The sequence below is a fragment of the Robertkochia sediminum genome (assembly GCF_016786255.1).
Classification (GTDB): domain Bacteria; phylum Bacteroidota; class Bacteroidia; order Flavobacteriales; family Flavobacteriaceae; genus Robertkochia; species Robertkochia sediminum.
This window is the reverse complement of sequence record NZ_JADMKT010000063.1, coordinates 23,796-46,032: the sequence shown is the minus strand read 5'-3', so window position 1 is coordinate 46,032 and position 22,237 is coordinate 23,796. Positions and strand designations below refer to the sequence as shown.

Below are 22,237 nucleotides of genomic sequence, written 5' to 3'. Positions count from 1 at the left end.
AACGACCGGGCTAGGCACCGTGCCTGAACCCGTTCTATGATGGTTTAGGTTTTACTTAGTTCGTTTCGCATCCCTTAAGGAATCCCCAGACCCTACTCTAGGCATGGGGTCCTAGCCGTTGTTGGGTGCAGTTTATCCTTGGGTTTTCTTTTCTCTGGCTCCTTTCCCAAACCCTGGGACTTGTTTTTTTATGTTTTCCCCAATGGATAAACGGAGTTTAACCGATTTCTCCTTTTTAGGGAAGGAACCGTCCTGGTATGCCTTATAGCTTCGGCTATTAGGCCGTTGCAGGGCGGGGAGGACAGTCCATTTGGTGTTCATCGCAAAAGAAAGCGAGTCCGCTGTTATTCTTGGCCCTTTGCCATAATTCCGTTATCTTCTACAAGTCGGGTAACGTCTCGTTACCGATCGAGCTTCGCTCGACGGCTCCGCTTCGAACACGACTTGGTTTACCAAAGGCCATCATAGGCGATCCGCGCCCTTGCGATACCCCTACGACTCCTGGCCGTAAGGCCACTGTACTTCCGAACAAAACACGTTGAAAGCGCGTTAAATTGCATCCCAACGGTCAGTGTATGAACCGTTGCGGTTGGGCGGATCAAGCTTTTGCGCGTTGGCCTTTGGCGCTGGCAGAGCTTGAGCCGCTGTGACGGGTTGGTTCATTTTGGTTCTGCAGACTAATCTAAGAAAATATTCTAAATGAAGTAGGAAGGGAGCAATGGCTTTATACACATATGTTATGTGTAGGTTTTGTTTTTTATGAGTTCTGTTAAGGCTTTTGATTTCTCTAGATCGGACTCAAGAAGCCAGATTTTAAACGTCTTATTTATTAATTGGAATTTTAGGTAAGGCTTACTGTTGTATTTTTTACCTGAGCTGGTATTTATCAGAATGTCGATCAGCCAACTAAAGGTAGAAAGGAACCAGCTGGGTTTTGGTTCATGATAGGTTACATTTTTAATCTGGCTGTAATGGTATTTATCGCTATTGATGGAATCATATGCGTCGAAAATTTCAATGCCGTTTTCTTTCAAGACAATTTTTAATTCTGGCTTATTTCTTAAAATAAATGTTTCAGACATTGAGTTGGGGTGTTTTTAAAACTTACACATAACGGTCAGGCTATTGCTCGTGGCGGGCGGGTTGATTAATGCGTCCAATGGAAACGAATAGCCTGGTTGGGTTCATGAATATTTTTTTCTTTTTTAGAAGTACTACACTAGCCATGAGATATAGCCGATGTTGTAGCTAGTCTTTTTTTACTTCCTTTTCTGTTTTAAGTGCTTCCCTTTTTAATCTTTTCTTTTTTTGTTTTTCAGTCTCAATTACAAAGACAATAGGCATGGAGAAGGTTACTGGACCTATAAACTCACCACTTTTACTTTTCGGTGGGTCTAATGTAGGAACCATATTTAATAGTTTTATTGCTTCTTCTTCAAAGGCTTTATGTGGTGCCCTAACCTTAAGTACTTTCAATTTACCAGTACTATCTATTTGGAAATTAGTGTAGACTCTAATTTTATCACCTCCTTTAAGATTTAGAACTTTAGCGATACTGTCAATTTTATCGTAATCTGTATTTTCTTCTATTAACTGAGATGTTTTTTGAGGGTCTATCTGTGCTGAAATATTTTGGCAAAGAATCAAGACAATGAAAGTAAGTAGGATGTTTTTCATGTGTTTTTTTAAGATTAGCTACAACGGTCAGGCTATGGCTCGTGGCGGGCGTTTTTAATGCTGTGTCCGACGGAGACGGAAAGCCTGGTTGAGTTCATGAATTTATTATTTTTTGGAGTAAGAAACTAGCCATGAGATATAGCCAGTGTTACCTGCTGGCTTTACTTTTTCAACATTAAATTTAACCCTTCCTTTTCAAATAAAATTCGGCCAACTTTTATATCTGACCAACCTTTTTTTAGTTGATAAGTAAAAGTTGGCTTATTTTCAATCAATTCACAATTGATGTAATAGTTTTCTATTTTCCCGTTTGAAACTTGTTTCAGGTCTTGAATATGAGTAGAAATGAAGAAGTATGAATTGTCGAATTTGGTCAATCCGTTTATTGTTGTTTTACAAATTTCAAAACCATCCTCTATATTAGTCCCACTAAAAAGCTCATCAAAAACAGCAAAGCATCTTTTTTCTCTTGATGCTTGTTCAACTACCCTTTTCAAGTTCAGAATTTCAGTCATAAAATGACTGTAACCATTTAAAATATCATCTCTTCTGTTTATCTCAATGGAAAAGCAATCACAAAAGGGGATCTCTCCTTTTGATGCAGGTATACCAATTCCTAAATGACCAAAATAGATACATAAAGCAACAGCCTTAAGAAAGGTTGATTTTCCAGACATATTCGGGCCGTTCAATACAATTACGTTACTACTCGTTTCAAGGTTATTTTTGACGGGATTCTCCAATAATGGATGATAGAAATTATGGAGCTTGATCTGTCCTTGTATAAAGGTTGGATATGAGAAATTGTGTTTTTTTATACCGACATTAATTGACAAGTAGGCTTCGAACAGAAAGAAATCTTCCCAAAAAGGTATTAGCAATTCCTTTTCCCTTATCGTATTGATTATTTGAGTTAGTTCAATTATGTGTCTGTCCTTTAATCCATTATCTCGAACAAGAGCCTCATATTTATGAAGTTTGAAATGAGATAAGAACTGCAATATTGCTTTAATACTTGAAGCGTATTCATTTGGGAAAGCCTCTAATTTTAACCTGGTAAAATACTTTGATTCCAGGCGATGGAAAAAAAGAATCAATTGATTGAACTTACTTACATATCTTGTTTTTGCTTGTTTTGATCCAAACAATATGTAACTAAGTTTTTTTTGCGAAAGATCATCTATTTCTTCCTCATTGAGGAAATAATAAACTTCATTTAAATATAAAACCGTGTAAGAGTAGTCCTTTAAGATTTCACTATTTAGGGCATACCCTTGTAATATATTTTGACGTTCAGTTATTTCTTCTGTCGACTTTAATGGTGTTTGAAGTATCTCAAGAATTTTATTTTTCGCAAATACGTTCAACGAAAAATCGAATAAGGGCAAAATTTCCTGGTTAATATTTAAGTCATTAAGATTATTCATTTCTTATTCGGGATGGTGTTTTCAAGCTTGCAGGTAACGGTTAGGCTATGAGCCGTGGTGGGTGAGTGGATCGAGCCGATCGTTGGCCATTACCTCTTGCCGGGCTCGAGCCACTGTGTTGCCAGGCTCATATTAGTTATGAATTTAAATATAGGAAAATAGTCGAAACTTGTAAGAAGTAAGCCATGGCTTATAGCCATTGTTGGCAACTGGCTTTATTTTATTATTTCCGTCAAATATACAATTCCGAATATCCATCCGGTATATAGCACAGTATAGGTCAAGGCGTAAAAAGCTGAAGTACTAATATCACCTTTTGTCGCTTGCGATTTATTGAAAACTAGTTTCAGAGCCCTAAAGAATACCCAATAGAGCATTGCTAAAATTATGAATAGGGAAAACCAAAAAACTGCTTCCAAGGCGATTAATAAAAAAATGAAAATAATTGTCATGCCGATCCATAGAAGAATTGATAACAAAAGCCCACCTATTCCGTCACCAACACTAATACTTGGAAGATCTGGAAGGTCGCCGGTTTGTGAAAATAAATCACCGCTTTTAAAGTTTCTAAATTTCGGATAGTTATCCACTAATCCTATGCCTTTATAAAGTCCATAGGTAATGAAAAGGAAAAGAACAGAAGCAATAATACTAAGTGAAATGTAAAGATTAGCAGTCAAACTTCTGTTATAATTAATTCCAGTGATGTAAACAGTCAAAATTGTAATAGCTATAACTATGAGCGAAATGATGAATATTGACTTTCCTTTTAAATATGTTCGATTGATTTTCAAATTAATGAATTTTTTCAGGCTTGTTGCCAACTTGTTTATATAATTAGTTTTGTGGTTTATATCTCCCTAAATCCAGAGGTAAAACACTATCACTTACGTTGTATCGAATATAGTTTATATATGCTATTATTCAAAGGTTCTTCCCTCCTTTTCTTAAACATCTTAGTATAAAAAGAGGCGGAATAGCGAGAGGGTAACACGCCAAGGCATGTTACGCATTACTACAGATTCCGCTTAACCCCAATAAACATTGAAGCCGTCCTATATTCTATCTTACTACAACTTTTCGATGTTTATAGTAACATTTTAGTACAGGCATTTCATAGGTTAGTTATGGAAGATTAGGGGGTTGAAATTCGGTTAAAATTTAATAATTGAACCACGGATCGAACATTTTACAATACCTAGCTAACCCATGAAATCATACCGTATATAGGGGCAAAATCATATAATTTAAATCGTAGAATGTTAAACTATGTTAAAAAGGTGGCAATTCGGGAGTATGAAAATCACCTCCTCCCGGAAGCCCTATAAACAGTACGATTACGGATTTTGTTCGAATCTCCCCGACTCCACAATCACTCACAAACCCCGCAGCGAAAGCTGTGGGGTTTTGTGTTTTCAGACGATGAGCCAAGCTTGCTTGAGCTCGGCGGATGGAAACACAAAACCGACAAAAGCAAAGCCTTTGGCTGGGTTTGTAATTGCAGGATTGGTGTCACTGGAGAACACTGAGGAGCCCAGCGACGCAGGTAATCTCCCTTTCCTAGATCGATCCATTTTTGGCAGAAAAATTGTTATATCGGGGGCAAATCGGGACCCAAAAATGTTGCCATAGATTTTGGTCACCCATATCCAAATGATTTCATCTATTCCCTTCATTAGTTTGACAGCCTTGATGGCTGTGGAGATCACGAACACAAAGCAGTGAATACTCTCATTCTATTCATAAACTTACAACCAGGGACGAGGACGTCCTCGGAATATCGAGGTCATAATACTAAGTTAAGCTCGCTTGAGCGAAGTTGGAAGAAAACTCACTTACACTATAAAAGTGACACGCTAAATAACGGATAGATGGCCTAAAAATAATTTATGTCGTAAGGAATTAAAAATCAGGCCTTGGCCAAGGGAGGTATGGGTTATGAAACTTCGATATCGTGGTTGCCTTCTACCTCACTTTCTAAAAGTGAATCTTTTTCACTGTAGAGGAGTTCGGCCACAGAAATAAGATTCTTGATGATCAGATTCAGATTGTCTTTATCGTTCACCAGGGAAGAGGCCATCTCGGCATCGATCAGATCGTTTCGAATAAGCTTATTGATACTTTTATTAGCCAGGTATCGATCCTTTCTCGCTTCTTCTTTAAGGGCGATAAGCTTGGCATGGTAACGCTCCCTATTTTCGTCTGTTCTGAACTTATAAATACTGCGCAGTACAGTCACGATCTTTTTACGAAACTTATCGTATTCCTTAACGATATATGGGTTTTCTGAATCATGAAAAAGAGAGACATTCTTACCAATTTCAAAGGCCGCTTTTATGATCTCCACCATTTTCCGGTTGGCGACAATGAGCTCTGCGATCCTGTCGCTTTGCCCTTCACCCATCTCCAGTTTACTCTGGGCGGTAGTGGCATAACGGAGGATCTCTCCGTAAATGGTCTTCATCTTTTTGTAATACAGTTTTCGAACGTCGATGTTAAAATCCTCAGTGGAGACATTCACGACTTCCTTAGGTTTCAGGTCAGATTTGATATTCGTTCTGCGAATATTTAAAGCGTGGGTAAGAATTTCAAAAACAGCATTCTCAAAAAGGTATTTCGACTCATCGATCAAGGCGGTGATAGCAGTGCCCGGGAACTCAAGGATACTTTTATTGAGGTATTTGGGCCTTTCTATGGCCTTATCCTCCCGGTCTTTTATAAGGCGTTCCAGCAACCGCCCAGTGATCTTCATGAGCGGCAGCATGATAAGCACCCCCATCACATTGAATATGGTATGAAACAATGCCAGTTTAAGGGTATAATTATCATCGGCTATACCCGTAACCCTCGAAAGATAATCTACCAAATGGGCCAGCGGATAGATCAGGGATAGTGCGAAGATCCCCGTGACCAGATTAAAAATCAAATGCGCCCCTGCCAGTCGTCTTCCTGCAGTATTAGTCCCTATGGAACCTATGACCGCAGTGATCGTTGTACCGATATTAGCTCCTATAGCAAGCGACAAGGCGTTCTCATATTCTATTTGCCCGGCAGCAAGGGCGGTGAGGATCAAAGCCATGGTAGCACTGCTCGACTGTAGTATGGTGGTAATGAGGATTCCTAGGAGGGTAAATACCACGATCCCGGAAAACCCGGAAATGGCGTATTGGGTCAGGTCTGTATACGCTTTAAAGGCATCAAAACCTTCCTTCATGTAATGGATCCCGAGGAAGAAAAATCCCAAACCGGCAAGGATATTTCCAAAGCCCCGAAAGGTATCTTTTTTCTGAAATGAAAACACGATACCAAACACCAACAAGGGCATGGACAGGGCCGATATTTTTACTTTCAGACCAAAAACAGCCACCAGCCAGGCTGTGGCTGTGGTACCGATATTAGCACCAAAAATGAGCCCCATACCACCACTCAGACTTATGAGTCCGGCACTGATAAAGGAAATAGCGATCACCGACACCAAGGAACTGGATTGCATGATGGCGGTGACCAAAGCACCGGCTGTAATGCTTTTATACAGTTTATTGGTGGTCTTTTTAAGGATTTTGCGCAGCGGACCTTTGGCAAAGGCTTTAAACCCCTCTTCCAGCATGATCATGCCAAAAAGCAGAATGGCAATACCGGCTCCGATCGTTTCAAAGTTTGGGTATACAAACAATAAAACGGCCAAAACAATGAGCAGTATATAGAAAATCCATTTCCTAATCATCGAAGACTGGCGTCAGGGATGCAATGCGCACCTTAATCCATAAGAATTTGCAATTAAAGTACTTATAATACCAAGTAATTACAACTTCCCTGACGGAATTTCGAAAATACCCCCATGGTAAATGACGAACTGAAGCAGATCTTCTCTAGGCGTTCTTCCTTTCGATCTCTCTTAGATTCTCCATCTTTTTAAGCTCCAGGAAACCATTAATATCTTCGAAGTGCTCCTTCACCCGCTTATTCCCAAATTCAAACACCTTGGTTGCAAGTCCGGATAAGAAATCACGGTCGTGAGACACCAGAATAAGGGTGCCGTCGAAGTCCTGCAGGGCCTCTTTGATGATATCCTTTGTTTTCATATCGAGGTGGTTCGTAGGCTCATCGAGAATGAGCAGGTTTACCGGTTCGAGCAGGAGTTTGATCATCGCCAGACGGGTCTTCTCTCCCCCGGAAAGGACTTTCACCTTCTTGGTACTGTTATCGCCACCAAACATAAAAGCCCCGAGAATATCCTTGATCTTGGTGCGGATATCGCCCTCGGCAATGCGGTCTATGGTTTCGAATACCGTCAGGGATTCATCGAGTAAGGAAGCCTGATTCTGGGCAAAGTAGCCGATCTTCACATTGTGGCCCACTTCCAGGTTCCCCTGAAAATCGATCTCATTCATGATAGCCTTGATCATGGTCGATTTCCCTTCTCCGTTTCTTCCCACGAAGGCCACTTTTTGTCCGCGTTCGATCACCATATTGGCATTCTTGAACACCAGATGATCCTCGTAGGACTTGGTGAGATCTTCTACCACTACCGGGTATTTACCGGCTCGGGGTGCAGGAGGGAATTTTAAGTTGAGGGCCGAAGTATCAACCTCATCCACCTCTACCAATTCCAATTTTTCGAGCATCTTTACCCGCGATTGAACCTGAAGGGTTTTGGAGTAGGTCCCCTTAAAACGCTCGATGAACTCTTTGGTTTCGGCGATCATCTTTTGCTGCTCCTCATAGGCCTTTTGCTGATGTGCGCGGCGATCTTTACGCAGTTCCAGGTAATGGGAATACTTCGCCTTATAATCATAGATGCGCCCCATGGTCACCTCAATGGTTCGTGTGGTGATATTATCGACAAAGGCACGGTCATGGGAGATCACCATTACTGCCTTCGCCTGGTTCACCAGAAAGTCTTCCAGCCATTGAATACTCTCAATATCCATGTGGTTGGTAGGCTCATCCAGCAGGATCAGGTCCGGCTTTTGCAGGAGGATCTTGGCCAGCTCGATACGCATGCGCCATCCTCCACTAAATTCTGAAGTAGGCCTTGTAAAATCTTCACGCAGGAATCCGAGTCCGAGCAACACCTGTTCGACCTCAGCCTCGTAGTTCACCTCTTCGATCGAATAGTATTTTTCACTGAGTTCGGTGACCTTTTCGATGAGCTTCATATACTCGTCGCTCTCGTAATCGGTACGCACGGTAAGCTCTTCATTGAGGGCATCGATCTCCTCCTTCATTTTAAAGAGGGAAGCAAAGGCCTTGGAAGTCTCTTCAAAAACGGTAGCGTCGTCTGTAGTGAGCAAATGTTGTGGCAAGTAGGCGATCACCGCTTCTTTGGGCGCAGAAACTTGTCCGCGGGTAGGCTTATTCACCCCGGCAATGATCTTGAGCAGGGTCGACTTCCCCGCCCCGTTCTTCCCCATAAGGGCGATCTTGTCTTTTTCATTGATCGAAAAGGAAACATCACTAAACAAGGTGGTTCCTCCAAATTCTACTGCCAATCCATCTATGGTGATCATCTGCTCCGTTTTTTAGAAGGCGCAAAGATAATAGAAAATAAAGATTCTATGTGGTTACAAAAAGGTGTTCCCTGCCTTAATTACTTTTCAGGGCTGCCTTTTCTTTCGCTTTGACGAACGCCTCCGTTCGCTGCAATTGTTCCTCGAGGTTCCATTCAAGATCAAACCGTTCCTTCAGGAATTCAGCAATAGGCCCCAATCCCACAGCAGCCCTGCGCTTGTCGATATTTTCAGGGTCTAACACCGGCCAAAGCTCGAGACTTTTTGTTTCGGGATCGTATTTTATCTGCCCCCCATAGATCTGTAATTCACCCCTGTCGGTGGCCAGACGGTCTTCGGCCCTTACCAAAAGCGGCGCACTTAATTGCCCGTCTTTTACCGCCTGCTTCATTAGCGGGAGGTATGCCATGCGGGTCTCGTAGTCGGAATGCTGTAAGACATTGCAGATGGTGCGGTTGCCCATGTCTCCTATCACCTGTAGTTCCGGCCACCCATCGGCCAGGATCTTTTTGATCTTGGCTTCATTTACAACATGATTCCTTTCATAAATGGCCTGGTATTTGGCGTATTGTTCAGAATCGGCTCCGTATTTTTTAAACATGGCATCCCGTTTTCTTAAAGGGCCTTGTTCAGCGATCCAGATGCTATCCAGTTGTGCCACCAGGTCTACGGTAAAGGTTTTCATTTCGTGGATCTCTGTTACCGGCTTTTGTTTTGGCTGACTTCCGCCCTCGGTACCACAGGAGGTAACGGCCAGGCATATGGCCGTAATGGCCATTAAAATTATTTTCATTGGTGTTTTGTTTTTGGTTTCAGGTTGTTCATGAGTTCGAACCCAAGATCAAATATCGTTCCATGACGGGGGTGATACCCGGAAACATTCGATAGGATAACAATTCCGTTCTTTTGGGCCACATCCATGATCATGATCGCTGTATAGCCTCCCGTGCGTCCGCTGTGCTTATACCAGGTGTCTCCGGATCTCCTCTTAATGATCTCCCACCCCAGGCCAACATCAGAGATATGGTCAAGGGTATATGTAGGTTCCCTGGTCAGGGCCAGGGCCTTCTGATCCGGATCAAAATGCGCCTGCATAAATTTAGTGAGGTCATTCACCGTAGACAGGATGGCCCCTGCACCCGCCAGTGCAGAAAGCTCCCAGTGCCGTGTGGGCTGTCCATAAAGATCCCGGCCTTCTACCATAAAACGTTCAACACGACCGGCATCCAAAACAGATCGTTCCATATGGTATGGCGAAAAAATTTTCGTTTGGAGCAGCTGCTCGTAGGGAGCATCTTCAAGCCTGGACAACACATACCCCAGAATCCCCATGCCTAAATTGGAGTATGCATAGGAAGGTGAGTGATCGGGATCGAGATCGATGTGCTTAAACAGGTAATCTTCAAGAAGTTGTTCGCTAAAGTCCCTATATGGATTCTCCGGTATTTTGGAAAGATCGTAATTAGATGGAGAACGCGGCAGACCAGAGGTATGATTGGCCAGCTGCAGAAAGGTGATCTTGGTGTCTCCCGCCAAAGGTTTCTGCAGGTGTAAGTCAATACGATCGTCCAGATGTAATCTTCCATCGAGCACCTCATGGGCCAATAAGGCCGAAGTAAACACCTTAGTTACCGATCCTATTTCAAAAACACTTTCTGAATTTTCAATTGCCTCAAGACGCTCAATGCCCATCCGGATTCCTTTAAAAGTAACCTTCCCGCCACAGATCATTCCCAAGGCTACCTCAGTTTGAGGTGGAAAAAGCCTGATGTGTTTTTGTAGTTTGGTGTCAATAATACTCTCCAGGTGGGACTGATCGCGAACTTGTGCCCGGATTAACAAAGAACTCAGAAATACAATTCCGGTAAGAAGTTGAATGCGATTTAGATTCATTTGATCGATTGGTATGGAAAGGTAATCATTCTCCATGTAGCGATATTAGGCCTGGAGGTATTTAACAATACTTTGTTCTTTCCTTCCCTATGCCAACTCATCGATGATAAGAGACAATTGTGCATTTAGCATTATTATGATCTTCCCGGCAACCGCCTTAGATGACAAATGGATCAGGCTGGTGATCAGAGCTTGTGATATCTTGGCGAACAGGTAAAATTGCCTCCCTTACGCTCTTTGTTTTCGGTGATTCCGGCATCAGCTTCAAAACGACTTTTTGCCAACAGATCCAGCAGTATCTAATTCACCCATCCGTCTGTGGCATAATCATAAAGCGGAAGTGGTCGTACCTACACCAGCAATCCGGCCATGATACAATGCCCCACCAATTCAGACGTATTGGCACACTGAGTCTTTGCCAGAATGTTCTTGCGGTGCTTGTTCACGGTGTGAACAGAAACATGAAGCTGCCCCGAGATCTCTTTTGAGCTGAGTCCCTTAGCGAGCAAGGATACGATCTCCTTTTCCCTGGGGGTGAGCACATCGAGTAAATTACGGGAGGGTTGCGCATCCGGATCGAACTTACCCTGTGCGGTATTGATGTTGACATAAGATTTTCGTCCATCAAGGCTAAAGTAGGACACCGAATTATCGGGCTGTACACAAAGATAACTTACATCGGTATGCACGCTGAGTACATTCTCCAGATTTCCATCCTCATCGAGACTTAAGGGTAATGCTTGGGCCAATATAATTCGGGAACGCCCTTCGGGGTCGTGCATTTTATAAAGATAGACCACCTTGAATTTCTTACGTTCCTCCAAACTGAGGTAGTTAAAGTAAAAGTCATAGGTTACCTGTTCTTTCAATTTGATCATTTCATGCTGATCATCGTCCGCCACAGCCAGCAGGTCATGAAAAGTGACCTTCTCCTTAGAGACCCCTGTAAAGTCTATAACGGTATCGGATACGAATTTCAGTTCCAGATTCTTAAAGTTGGCTACGTAATGATAGGAGTGCCCCGGACTAAAGGCCGAGAGGAACCCATGCAAGAAGGGCTGAAGGTTAAAGTTGCTTTGTGCGACCTCCACTGTGGAATACTTAGATTCCCAGAACTGGATGATCTCTGAAGATTTCATATAGATTATTTTTCGCAGTCTATTTAATAATTATCAGCAATATACCCAAAAATGGTTATATGAAATAAAGATAATAGTCTATAAGTTTATATCCTATTTCCTGAAAGATCAAAACAGCGGGTAAATTACTTCTAAAAAACTCACTGTTTCGCATATAAAGATCGGAAACAATACGCTTTCCATCTTGAAAAAAATAGGTTTGGGGGAACCTCAAAAGTCTGTTCGGCAATTTAGTTGTCTGGCAGACTTTTTTTATATGGGCAGACCTTAACTTCATACAACCGGATACCCATCTAACAATTCACCGATATTAATAGACTTATCCCTGCAAAAGAGCGTATATCTACCTTATTATAAGTACATTAAATTCATCATTCTAACTGTATGTTCCCGAGAATAAGCATCCCGGGACCAAAAAAAAAGCAACGATGAGAAATATTCTAACACTTCTTTTTATCCTCCTCATTAGCGGAATTACGACTGCTCAGGAAATTCGAATTAACGCTTACGGAGATTATGTTTTCAAAGACAAGTTCAACGAAAACTTTGTGAATGGCGGATATTACCAGGGACGCATTGAAGACGGGTTTCGCTGGGGTGCAGGTGCCGAATACCTCATCCAGGGAAAAACGGCGCTGGAGCTGCAATACCTGCGTCAGGACACTAATGTTCCACTCACCTATCGTATTAACCGCAACGAGCCAGTACAATTTACAGATCTTGACCTGGCCATGAACTACATCATGTTCAACAGCACCCGGTATTTTCCCGTGAATCCGCAACTTGAACCCTTTGTAGGGGGCGGTCTCGGTATGGGGATCTTCAGTGCAAAAAGCCCGGAATTTTCCGGTGATTCAGAAACCAAGTTCGCCTGGCAAATACGAGGGGGTGCCAATCTATGGCTTACCGAAGCAGTAGCTCTCCGCTTCCAGGCCACCCTGATCTCTGTAGTCGAAGCCGTTGGCGGCGGGATCTATATTGGCACTGGAGGTATAGGAACCAATATCAGCACCTATTCCACCATTTACCAGTTCTCGCTTGGGGGAGGATTGGTATTCAAACTAAAATAGCCTGTCGGGGATCAGCCGTCGGGATATGCCTGAAGACAGGCGGCACACAGGGTAAACAATCCATGTAATCAACCGGTAATCACCCCCCTTAAAAAGAGAAGTTTTAAAGTATTCACGCTGATTATTAGTAATTGCAGTGTGAATGTCGTTACTTTGCGCCCAGATAGCAGAAGATCTAATCAGATTAAGAAATCTTTTTTCCTACCAGATCAATTATTTCCTTTTTTTATTTTTTGCTTTTAAACGACCTAAGCTGAAACCAACCCCATTGGAGGTTGACTTCATCCTTAAGGCCGTGCCTTAATATATTTTATATAACATACACATGAAAGAAGGAACAGTAAAGTTCTTTAACAGAACAAAAGGATTTGGTTTTATTACCCCTGAAGATGGTGGAGAAGACGTATTTGTACATGCCTCAGGTCTTATTGACGAGATCGCAGACAATGACCGTGTTCAATATGAAACTGAAAGAGGTAAGAAAGGGATCAACGCTATTAACGTAGAGATCTTAGACTAAATTTATTGAATTTTGAAAGGTGAAGTGAAGACCTCACCTTTCGATTTTACTCATATTAAAAACCATTAATATATGCTTATTATAAACCTGAAACCCGGAGAACACATCGATCGCGCGTTAAAGCGTTACAAGCAAAAGGTTAGAAAGACCAAGCAGATCCAGAATCTCAGGGAAAGACAACAATTTACAAAGCCGTCTGCTGCACGCAGGGTAGAACTTGCTAAAGCTAAATACAAGCTGGAGTACGAAAGACGCAACGAGGAGTAAATGCATATTGCAGACCTCAATTTGGCCGTTCTCATTGACGGCGATAATGTCCCTTCTACCTATGTCAAAGAAATGCTTCAGGAGATCGCTAAATACGGTAATCCTACCCTGAAGCGTATCTATGGCGATTGGACGAAACCCAGTCTGGGCAAATGGAAGAAGGTGCTGCTTGAGAACGCCATTTCTCCGGTTCAGCAATACGGGTACACCCGCGGTAAGAATGCTACAGATTCGGCTATGATCATTGATGCCATGGATATTCTGTATTCGGGCAAGGTCAACGGATTCTGCCTCGTATCCAGTGACAGCGATTTTACCCGCCTGGCCATCAGGCTCCGTGAAGCCGGAATGACCGTTTTTGGTATCGGAGAGAAGAAAACTCCCGAACCTTTTATCGCATCCTGTGACAGGTTCATTTACCTGGAGATCCTTCATGAAGCTCCGGAAAACGACCCGCAGAAAGAAACTACAGAGCGTGCTTCTAACGGCAGGATCGACAAGATCAATGCAAAGGTGATTCGCTTTATTGCCAATACCATCGCCGACCTTGAAGACGATGAAGGATGGGCATTCTTAGGAGAAGTAGGCGCCTTGCTTCAAAAGAAGCAACCCAATTTCGACTCTCGAAACTACGGATTCGCCAAACTCACACCCCTTATTAAATCGATCCCTCAATTCCAGGTGGAGATCAGAAAGAATCCCAAAGGCAATAAGAATTTAGTATTTGTGAGGAATACGAAGTGACGAGGGTACGATGATACGAGGGTACGAGGGTACGAGGGTACGAGGGTACGAGGGTACGAGGGTACGAGGGTACGAGGGTACGAGGGTACGAGGGTACGAGGGTACGAGGGTACGAAGATTTGCAAAATCGCTGAATCGTAAAAATGTTAAATTCCCATAGGCCTGCCAAGACTATCGGACTTTCTTAGTCGATTCCCCATTCCCTTTCCCCATTCCCCATTCCCCATTCCCCATTCCAATTTTATCCCGAAAAAGTTTACAAAAAGCGGGGAATTATGTTTATTGCAGTACCCAAATTTTTAAATTTTACTGCCATGAACATCCCCAACCTATCCAAATCAATTCTTTGCCTTACTGCTGTGGCCTCCTTATTCCTTTCTTCCTGCAGCAAAACTGAAGACACCATGGAAAATGATGCCGCCTGTGAATATTACCTTGCCGGACTCAGCTTTCAATGCGGGACCGACTCCTGCGAGTATACGGCCACACTCGAGCACGATGCAACAGGTGTTAAGTCTGAAGTAGCGATAGATGAGGCTACCTTTAATCATTACAAGACAATTGCCGAAGTAGACAAAGCCAATATCTGCTGGGAAGGAGCCCTCTAAGAAGCGTTCAAAACCCTACCCGGACTCTTTGATCCGATCACGCTGATCAACAGCACTTTCACAACATTAAGTTCGCAGTTTCAAAAAGAATTGTATTTTTGAGCTGTAATGAAGGCCTTTTTCACAAAAATATCAGCGATCCTCATGGCCATGGTAGTACTCCTGTCTACCATGTCTTTCGCCATCAATAAACATTATTGTATGGATATGCTGGTTGATGTATCTGTTGTACTTCCCGCCAGCACCTGCGGTATGGATATGTATGCAACAGATCTTGATCAGGACCTCCAGATCACAAATAGCGCCTGCTGCCAGGATGAGCATATCGCCATCAAGGGTCAGGATGAAGTGAAACCTTCAACCCAATGGTCTCCTGAAGACCTTAAAATGGTTGTTGCCTCCTTCGCAGTTAGCTACCAAATGCTTTTTACCGAAGAGACTCCCCGGGTGTTTGTATTCCCGGACTACAGTCCGCCGTTGATCACCAAAGACCTTCCCGTGATCTACGAGACCTACCTTATTTGATCTGTTTTTTTAGCAACCCGGACAGGTGCATTCAAAAAATGTGCTGTCTTTTTCTATTGTCTAAAAAACACATCAAGACCTTATGCTCAACCGCATCATAAAATTTCTCATAGAGAACAAACTTATTGCTGTTATCCTTCTGGTGATCCTTACCGGATGGGGAATCATGGTGGCGCCTTTTAACTGGGAAAATCCGCTTCTCCCTAACGACCCTGTAGCCGTAGATGCTATTCCCGACATTGGAGAGAACCAACAGATCGTTTTTTCCAAATGGCCGGGCCGCTCACCACAAGACATCCAGGACCAGGTAACCTACCCGCTTACCACTTCCCTATTGGGAATTCCCGGTGTACGTACCATCAGGAGTTCCTCCATGTTCGGATTTTCCAGTATCTATATCATTTTTGAAGAGGATGTGGAATTCTACTGGAGTCGCTCCAGAATTCTGGAAAAACTAAATTCCCTCCCTTCCGGATTACTCCCCGACGGGGTGAGCCCGACCCTGGGCCCCGATGCTACCGGACTTGGACAGATCTTCTGGTATACGCTCGAAGGAAGAGACGAGCAAGGCAACCCCACCGGAGGATGGGATCTCAATGAACTGCGTAGCATACAGGATTACTACGTTAAATATGCGCTTTCTGCTGCCTCAGGAGTATCAGAAGTTAGTTCCATAGGAGGTTATGTTCAGGAATACCAGATCGACCTGGACCCGGAACTCATGCGACAGTATCAGATCGATCTGAATCAGCTGGTTCAGTCCGTAAAAAAGACCAATCGCGATGTAGGGGCCCAAACCATAGAGATCAACCAGGCCGAATACCTGGTCAGAGGGCTGGGGTACGTTCGCTCTATAGAAGATCTGGAAAATACCGTAGTGGCCAATTACGATTATACCCCGGTGCGCATTGCCGATATTGCCAGGGTGAGCATGGGTCCTGCCGAACGAAGAGGAATTCTGGACAAGGAGGGTGCCGAGGTGGTTGGAGGTGCCGTCGTCGCCAGATATGGCGCTAACCCTATGGAGGTGATCAATAACGTAAAGGACAGGATCGCAGAACTCAAGGATGGCCTCCCATCCAAAGAACTAAAAGACGGTAGGGTGTCCAAGCTCACTATTGTCCCCTTTTACGATCGTACAGAGCTTATTGAAGAAACGCTTAACACACTAAATGAAGCCCTCACCTTCGAGATCCTGATCACGATCCTGGTGATCATTATCATGGTATACAACCTCAGGGCAAGTGTACTCATCTCCGGTTTATTGCCTATTGCCGTGCTAATGGTCTTTATAGCCATGAAGCTCTTTGATGTCGATGCCAATATCGTGGCCCTGTCGGGAATTGCCATTGCCATAGGTACCATGGTCGATGTTGGAGTGATCCTCTCTGAAAATATTATCCGCCACCTGGATGAAGACACATCGAACACTCCGGTAAACACCACCGTATACCATGCTACGGTAGAAGTTTCCGGAGCCATCATTACCGCTGTACTAACGACCATCATTAGCTTTATACCCGTATTCACCATGATCGGAGCCGAAGGAAAACTATTTCGGCCATTAGCATTCACCAAGACCATGGCCCTTACCGCTTCGATCCTGATCACTTTGTTCCTGATCCCTCCATTTGCGGCCATATTGTTCAGAAAGCGAAACACCTCAAAACTCCTGAGAACAGGGGTGAATGTACTACTGCTGCTCTTAGGAGGTTTCGCCATTTGGATGGGATATTACTCCGGAGTCATCCTGATCCTATTTCCGGTAATCAACTATTTAGGGATCTACGGAAAGATCACTCCAAAACAAACGGTGCAACTAAGAACCTTATTGGTGGTCCTGGCGATCATTAGCCTTTTGGCTTCTTATTGGCGCCCTCTGGGCTTCAACCGCTCTTTCCTGCCTAATTTGTTGTTTGTTTCGGTGATCTGTTTCGGACTATTGGGCATCTTTACGCTTTTCAAAAGGTATTATGTGCAAATGCTGCGGTGGACCCTCAGGAATAAGTTCCTTTTCCTGCTTCTGCCCGCCACCCTGATCGCCCTGGGGATAGGTATCTGGAAAAATACGGGTAAAGAATTCATGCCGGCCCTTAACGAAGGTTCCTTCCTCCTGATGCCAACCTCCCTGCCCCATTCGGGAGTAGCTGAGAACAAAAGGGTCTTGCAACAACTGGACATGGCGGTGGCCTCCATTCCCGAGATCGAAACGGTCGTTGGAAAGGCAGGACGCACAGAAAGCGCATTGGATCCAGCGCCCCTTTCCATGTACGAAAACGTAATTCTCTATGCTCCTGAGTATATGGAAAATGAAGAAGGGAACAAACAACGCTACCGCATCGATGAACAAGGTAAGTTTGTACTGAAGCTCGGGGGCACTACCATAAATCCAAACCTGAGCAACACACCGGAGGTGATCCCTTCAGAATTCCCGGTAGAACATCAGGACCTTATCCCCGATAATTCGGGTGAATACTACAGAAACTGGAGGCCCTCGATACAATCGCCCGATGACATCTGGAATGAGATCGTTCGTGTGACCAAACTTCCCGGGGTGACCTCAGCCCCAAAACTGCAACCCATTGAAACACGATTGGTGATGCTACAAACCGGAATGCGCGCACCCATGGGTATCAAGATCAAAGGGCAGGACCTCGCGAAGATAGAAGCCTTTGGGATGGAACTCGAACGCCTACTACGCCAAACCCCGGGAGTAAAGACAGAAGCCGTATTTGCAGACCGTATCGTTGGAAAGCCATACCTTCTTATCGATCTCGACAGGGAGAAACTGGCCCGTTACGGACTTCATATTGAAACCGTACAGCAAACGCTTGAAGTTGTTGTGGGTGGAATGACCCTTACACAAACCGTCGAAGGCCGCGAGCGTTATGGGGTACGCGTGCGCTATCCGCGTGAACTACGCAACGATCCGGGAACCCTTGAAGGCATTCTCCTGCCCTTACCCGGAGGTGGGGAGATCCCGCTTAGTGAAGTTGCAGCAATTCGCTATGAGAAAGGTCCGCAAATGATCAAAAGTGAAGATACCTTCCTCGTGGGCTATGTATTGTTTGATAAACTCGACGGCTATGCAGAGGTCGATGTGGTCGAAGATGCCCAAAAAGTAATTCGCGAACATATCGACTCAGGAGCGCTTACCGTTCCTTCCGGCATCAATTTCCAGTTCACCGGCACCTATGAAAATCAGCTCAGAGCCGAAAAGACGCTTATGCTGGTGGTCCCCCTATCACTGCTCATCATCTTTTTGATCCTGTATTTCCAGTTCAGATCGGTAGGTACTTCGCTTATGGTGTTCACCGGTATTGCAGTTGCTTTTTCCGGCGGATTTATCATGATCTGGCTTTACGGACAAGGGTGGTTCATGAACTTCGAACTTTTTGGCATTCAGTTCAGGGAACTATTCAATATCAAAACCATCAATCTCAGTGTTGCTGTGTGGGTTGGATTTATTGCCCTCTTCGGGATCGCTACAGACGATGGGGTGGTTATGGCAACCTACCTTACCCAAACGTTTGAGCAGAATGAACCCGATACCGTAGAAAGCATTAGAAACTCGGTAGTTCAGGCCGGAGAAAAGCGTATCCGCCCCTGCCTGATGACCACAGCCACTACCCTGCTGGCATTGATCCCGATCCTTACATCCACAGGACGCGGAAGCGATATCATGATCCCTATGGCCATCCCGGCATTTGGAGGAATGACCATTGCCCTGATCACCCTGTTTGTGGTCCCTGTGATCTTTAGTATGGTTAAAGAACAGCAACTAAAAAGAAAGAACGCATGAAAAATAATCGCATCATAAGATCACTTATCCCTGTGCTGGCATGCTGCATGATCCATGCGACAGCCGCCTACGCCCAGGAAGGCCACCTCGAGGATTATATTGCCCTTGCCATGACCCATAATCCGCGCCTGGAAGCATCCAGGTTGCAGTATGAAATAAGCAAGGAAAAGCAGGAAGAGGTGCAAACCCTGCCCAATACTGAATTTGGTTTTGGATACTTTGTAAGTGAACCGGAAACCAGAACCGGAGCCCAAAAGGCGAAGTTTTCCGTAAAACAAATGATCCCGTGGTTCGGAAGCATTACCTCCCGTGAGCATTATGCCTCCTCGATGGCTGAGGCCGAATACCAGAACATTGCCATCCTGAAACGCCAACTGGTAAAAGACCTTTCGGCGGCATACTACAACCTGTACACCCTTAAGGCGCAACAGGAGGTTATTGACGATCAGCTGGCTCTGCTGGAAGCCTACAGGCAGGTGATACTGGCCGCCGTGGAAAGTGGTAATGCAGGAATTGCCGATGTACTAAAATTACAAATACGCGAAAACGAATTAAAGAACAAAAAAGCGATCCTCGAAACCCGACACAACGCTACCGAGGTGAATTTTATAAACCTTATAGGGACATCACCGGAACAGCATATCGCACTTCCCGATACCTTGACCCTGCTCCCTGAAGACCTTGACAGGCCCTATGAAATTTCGGCGGTCCACCCGGAGTTACTTAAATACGATCAACTCTATGAATCGGTTGTGCAGATGGAAGCACTTAACCGCAAGGAAGGCAGCCCTAACCTGGGGATAGGACTGGATTATATTCCCGTAGCTGAACGAACCGATGTACAACTATCAGATAACGGAAAGGATATCATTATGCCCATGGTCTCCCTATCGATTCCCATCTTTAACAAAAAGTACCGTTCTGTAGATCGCCAGACCGAACTGCAAAAACAAAAACTGGAACTCGAAAAGCAGGAACGTATCAACCAGCTGCAAACCCTGCTAAGCAATGCCACAGAGAAAACCAGGGCAGCACGACTAAACGTAGAAACCGCCCTAAAGAACATCGGGGAGACCAATAAGGTACTCGCTATCATGAAGCAACGCTTTCAAACGGGATCCATACGTATGACCGAGCTCCTCGAGATACTTGAGCTACAGCTGGACCTGGAACTCAACATTCAAAAGGAAATAAATACTTACTATCAACAATTATTAACCGTAAATTATTTAAGTAAATAAGTAATATCATGAAAAACGTCAACAAAACATTCGTATTACTACTCGCTACAGGGATCCTTTCTTTTGGAATGACCTCTTGCGGTGAATCAAAAAAGAAATCTGAAGAAGCTGCTACTCCTGAAGCTACCGAAATGCATATGGACCACGACATGAACCATGAAGATATGGATCACGAGATGGATCCTGAAGCCAAAGAAGGTGACATGGCCATGGCTGCAAACTTTAAAGACAAAGAGGTTGAAGCGGCATTCGGAGCATACCTTTCATTAAAAGATGCGCTGGTAGCTACCGATGCCGGAGCTGCTGCCACTGCTGCCAAAATCCTTTCTGAAAAAGCCGCCAACAATGAGGCTTTAGCCAATGCTGCCGGTACTATCGCGGCAAGCACCGATGTAGAAGCACAACGCAAGGCTTTTGAAACTGTTACAGAAGCTATGGGTGAAATGCTCGAAGGTGCTCTTGAAAGCGGTGAGATCTATAAGCAATATTGTCCGATGGCGTTTAACAATGCCGGAGCTGCATGGTTTTCTGCAGAAAAAGAGATCATGAATCCGTATTTTGGAAACAAAATGCTGCACTGTGGTACCGTTAAGGAAACCATCAAATAAGTAATCTTTAGTCATATCGGGACTTCAGATCTTGATCTGAAGTCCCGGTTATCAACAAAACTGAGTACTCATGAATCATCTTAAGGAAATAGCTGCCGTATTCTTTAAACTTGGCTGCGTGGCCTTTGGCGGTCCTGCTGCCCATATTGCCATGATGGACAAGGAGATCGTTGAAAAACGAAAATGGATCGACCGCGAACATTTCCTGGATCTCATGGGCGCCACCAATCTGATTCCCGGTCCGAACTCTACCGAAATGACCATGCATTGCGGCCATGAGCGCGGTGGTGCCGCCGGTTTGTTCGTGGCCGGGATCAGTTTTATCTTTCCAGCCGTGGTCATCACAGGGCTCCTTGCCTGGGCCTATACCACCTACGGAGCACTACCCGAAGTAGCTCCTTTTATGGGGGGAATAAAACCCGCAGTACTGGCCATCATTGCCTCAGCCATATACAAGCTGGGCAAAAAAGCCATAAAGAATTACGAATTGCTCACCCTGGGTATCCTGGTGATCATTGCCAGCGTCCTTGGTGTGAATGAGATCACAGCCCTGCTCCTTGGAGGTGTAGCGGGAACGCTGTATTTTATGGTAAAGCATTCGATCAAAACCGACAAAACACTGTCACTCAACCCCATCGCCCTGGGCGCGCTGATGACTTATGGGGTCAAAGGGATAGGTTCTGCAAAGATCTTTTGGTCCTTCCTTAAAGTAGGGGCCATTCTCTACGGTAGCGGATATGTACTTTTCGCCTACCTCGATGCCGAGCTGGTACAAACGGGATTGTTGAGCAGGCCCGAACTTCTCGATGCCATTGCCGTGGGGCAATTTACACCGGGACCGGTACTTTCTACCGCCACCTTTATCGGGTGGCAATTAGGAGGCTTCCCCGGAGCTCTGGCTGCAACAGCAGGGATCTTCCTGCCATCATTTTTATTTGTCTGGCTCTTGAATCCGCTGGTCCCTAAAATGCGCCAGTCAAAGGTGTTGGGATATTTCCTGGATTGTGTCAATGTAGCTGCCGTAGCTATTATGCTGGCGGTGCTGTTTAAAATGGGACAAGACAGTATTGTCGACTGGCGTACTGCACTTATCGCAATACTCGGTGCCATAGCCGTATTTGGATATAAGAAGATCAGTGTGATCTGGATCGTTCTGGGAGGCTCCTTGTTGGGGTATTTGCTCTATCAATTTTAATCATCACGAAA

Annotated in this window: 19 protein-coding genes; 10 read left to right on the top strand and 9 right to left on the bottom strand. The window is 44.4% G+C overall.

Annotated elements, in window-relative coordinates; genetic code table 11:
* Positions 1 to 737: 737 nt before the first annotated feature.
* The 9 genes from IS446_RS01870 to IS446_RS01830 all read right to left on the bottom strand — a co-directional run bounded on the left by IS446_RS01870 (position 738) and on the right by IS446_RS01830 (position 11,646).
* Entirely contained in the window at positions 738 to 1,082 is a 345-nt protein-coding gene (locus IS446_RS01870; protein ID WP_203057922.1) for a hypothetical protein, read from the bottom strand.
* A 166-nt stretch (positions 1,083 to 1,248) separates the two neighbouring features.
* Positions 1,249 to 1,677, bottom strand: a complete 429-nt coding sequence (locus IS446_RS01865) for a hypothetical protein (protein WP_203057920.1) — start codon at positions 1,675 to 1,677, stop codon at positions 1,249 to 1,251.
* 161 nt (positions 1,678 to 1,838) lie between these two features.
* Entirely contained in the window at positions 1,839 to 3,104 is a 1,266-nt protein-coding gene (locus IS446_RS01860; RefSeq protein WP_203057918.1) for a MutS-related protein, read from the bottom strand.
* A 215-nt stretch (positions 3,105 to 3,319) separates the two neighbouring features.
* Positions 3,320 to 3,898 carry a hypothetical protein gene (locus IS446_RS01855; protein ID WP_203057924.1) on the bottom strand — a complete coding sequence of 193 codons (579 nt, stop codon included), beginning with the start codon at positions 3,896 to 3,898 and terminating at the stop codon, positions 3,320 to 3,322.
* 1,142 nt (positions 3,899 to 5,040) lie between these two features.
* Entirely contained in the window at positions 5,041 to 6,789 is a 1,749-nt protein-coding gene (locus IS446_RS01850; protein ID WP_235996372.1) for a Na/Pi cotransporter family protein, read from the bottom strand.
* 184 nt (positions 6,790 to 6,973) lie between these two features.
* Positions 6,974 to 8,614 (bottom strand): ABC-F family ATP-binding cassette domain-containing protein, encoded by a 1,641-nt coding sequence (locus tag IS446_RS01845; protein WP_203057914.1) that lies wholly within the window; start codon positions 8,612 to 8,614, stop codon positions 6,974 to 6,976.
* A 76-nt stretch (positions 8,615 to 8,690) separates the two neighbouring features.
* The gene (locus IS446_RS01840; RefSeq protein ID WP_203057912.1) at positions 8,691 to 9,407 is read right to left on the bottom strand and encodes a DUF6624 domain-containing protein; all 717 of its coding nucleotides are present in this window, start codon (positions 9,405 to 9,407) and stop codon (positions 8,691 to 8,693) included.
* Positions 9,404 to 10,507: a serine hydrolase domain-containing protein gene (locus IS446_RS01835; RefSeq protein ID WP_203057910.1), complete on the bottom strand. Its 1,104-nt coding sequence runs from the start codon at positions 10,505 to 10,507 to the stop codon at positions 9,404 to 9,406. The genes IS446_RS01840 and IS446_RS01835 overlap by 4 nt, the downstream gene beginning before the upstream one ends.
* A gap of 350 nt (positions 10,508 to 10,857) precedes the next feature.
* Positions 10,858 to 11,646 (bottom strand): response regulator transcription factor, encoded by a 789-nt coding sequence (locus tag IS446_RS01830; RefSeq protein WP_203057908.1) that lies wholly within the window; start codon positions 11,644 to 11,646, stop codon positions 10,858 to 10,860.
* A gap of 428 nt (positions 11,647 to 12,074) precedes the next feature.
* On the opposite strand from IS446_RS01830, the gene IS446_RS01825 reads away from it, so the two are divergent.
* The 10 genes from IS446_RS01825 to chrA all read left to right on the top strand — a co-directional run bounded on the left by IS446_RS01825 (position 12,075) and on the right by chrA (position 22,226).
* Complete coding sequence (locus tag IS446_RS01825; protein ID WP_203057906.1) at positions 12,075 to 12,716, top strand: outer membrane beta-barrel protein; 642 nt, start codon at positions 12,075 to 12,077, stop codon at positions 12,714 to 12,716.
* A gap of 325 nt (positions 12,717 to 13,041) precedes the next feature.
* Entirely contained in the window at positions 13,042 to 13,236 is a 195-nt protein-coding gene (locus tag IS446_RS01820) for a cold-shock protein (RefSeq protein ID WP_203057904.1), read from the top strand.
* Positions 13,237 to 13,308: 72 nt separating this feature from the next.
* Complete coding sequence (rpsU, locus tag IS446_RS01815) at positions 13,309 to 13,503, top strand: 30S ribosomal protein S21 (RefSeq protein WP_203057902.1); 195 nt, start codon at positions 13,309 to 13,311, stop codon at positions 13,501 to 13,503.
* Positions 13,504 to 14,247: an NYN domain-containing protein gene (locus tag IS446_RS01810; RefSeq protein ID WP_203057900.1), complete on the top strand. Its 744-nt coding sequence runs from the start codon at positions 13,504 to 13,506 to the stop codon at positions 14,245 to 14,247.
* A gap of 275 nt (positions 14,248 to 14,522) precedes the next feature.
* Positions 14,523 to 14,855 (top strand): hypothetical protein, encoded by a 333-nt coding sequence (locus tag IS446_RS01805; protein WP_203057898.1) that lies wholly within the window; start codon positions 14,523 to 14,525, stop codon positions 14,853 to 14,855.
* A 108-nt stretch (positions 14,856 to 14,963) separates the two neighbouring features.
* Entirely contained in the window at positions 14,964 to 15,380 is a 417-nt protein-coding gene (locus IS446_RS01800; protein WP_449619085.1) for an HYC_CC_PP family protein, read from the top strand.
* An 82-nt stretch (positions 15,381 to 15,462) separates the two neighbouring features.
* Complete coding sequence (locus IS446_RS01795) at positions 15,463 to 19,182, top strand: efflux RND transporter permease subunit (RefSeq protein ID WP_203057894.1); 3,720 nt, start codon at positions 15,463 to 15,465, stop codon at positions 19,180 to 19,182.
* Complete coding sequence (locus tag IS446_RS01790) at positions 19,179 to 20,423, top strand: TolC family protein (protein ID WP_203057892.1); 1,245 nt, start codon at positions 19,179 to 19,181, stop codon at positions 20,421 to 20,423. The genes IS446_RS01795 and IS446_RS01790 overlap by 4 nt, the downstream gene beginning before the upstream one ends.
* Positions 20,424 to 20,431: 8 nt before the next feature.
* Positions 20,432 to 21,031 carry a DUF3347 domain-containing protein gene (locus tag IS446_RS01785; RefSeq protein ID WP_203057890.1) on the top strand — a complete coding sequence of 200 codons (600 nt, stop codon included), beginning with the start codon at positions 20,432 to 20,434 and terminating at the stop codon, positions 21,029 to 21,031.
* Between the two features lie 70 nt (positions 21,032 to 21,101).
* Positions 21,102 to 22,226, top strand: a complete 1,125-nt coding sequence (gene chrA, locus IS446_RS01780; protein ID WP_203057888.1) for a chromate efflux transporter — start codon at positions 21,102 to 21,104, stop codon at positions 22,224 to 22,226.
* Positions 22,227 to 22,237 lie beyond the last annotated feature (11 nt).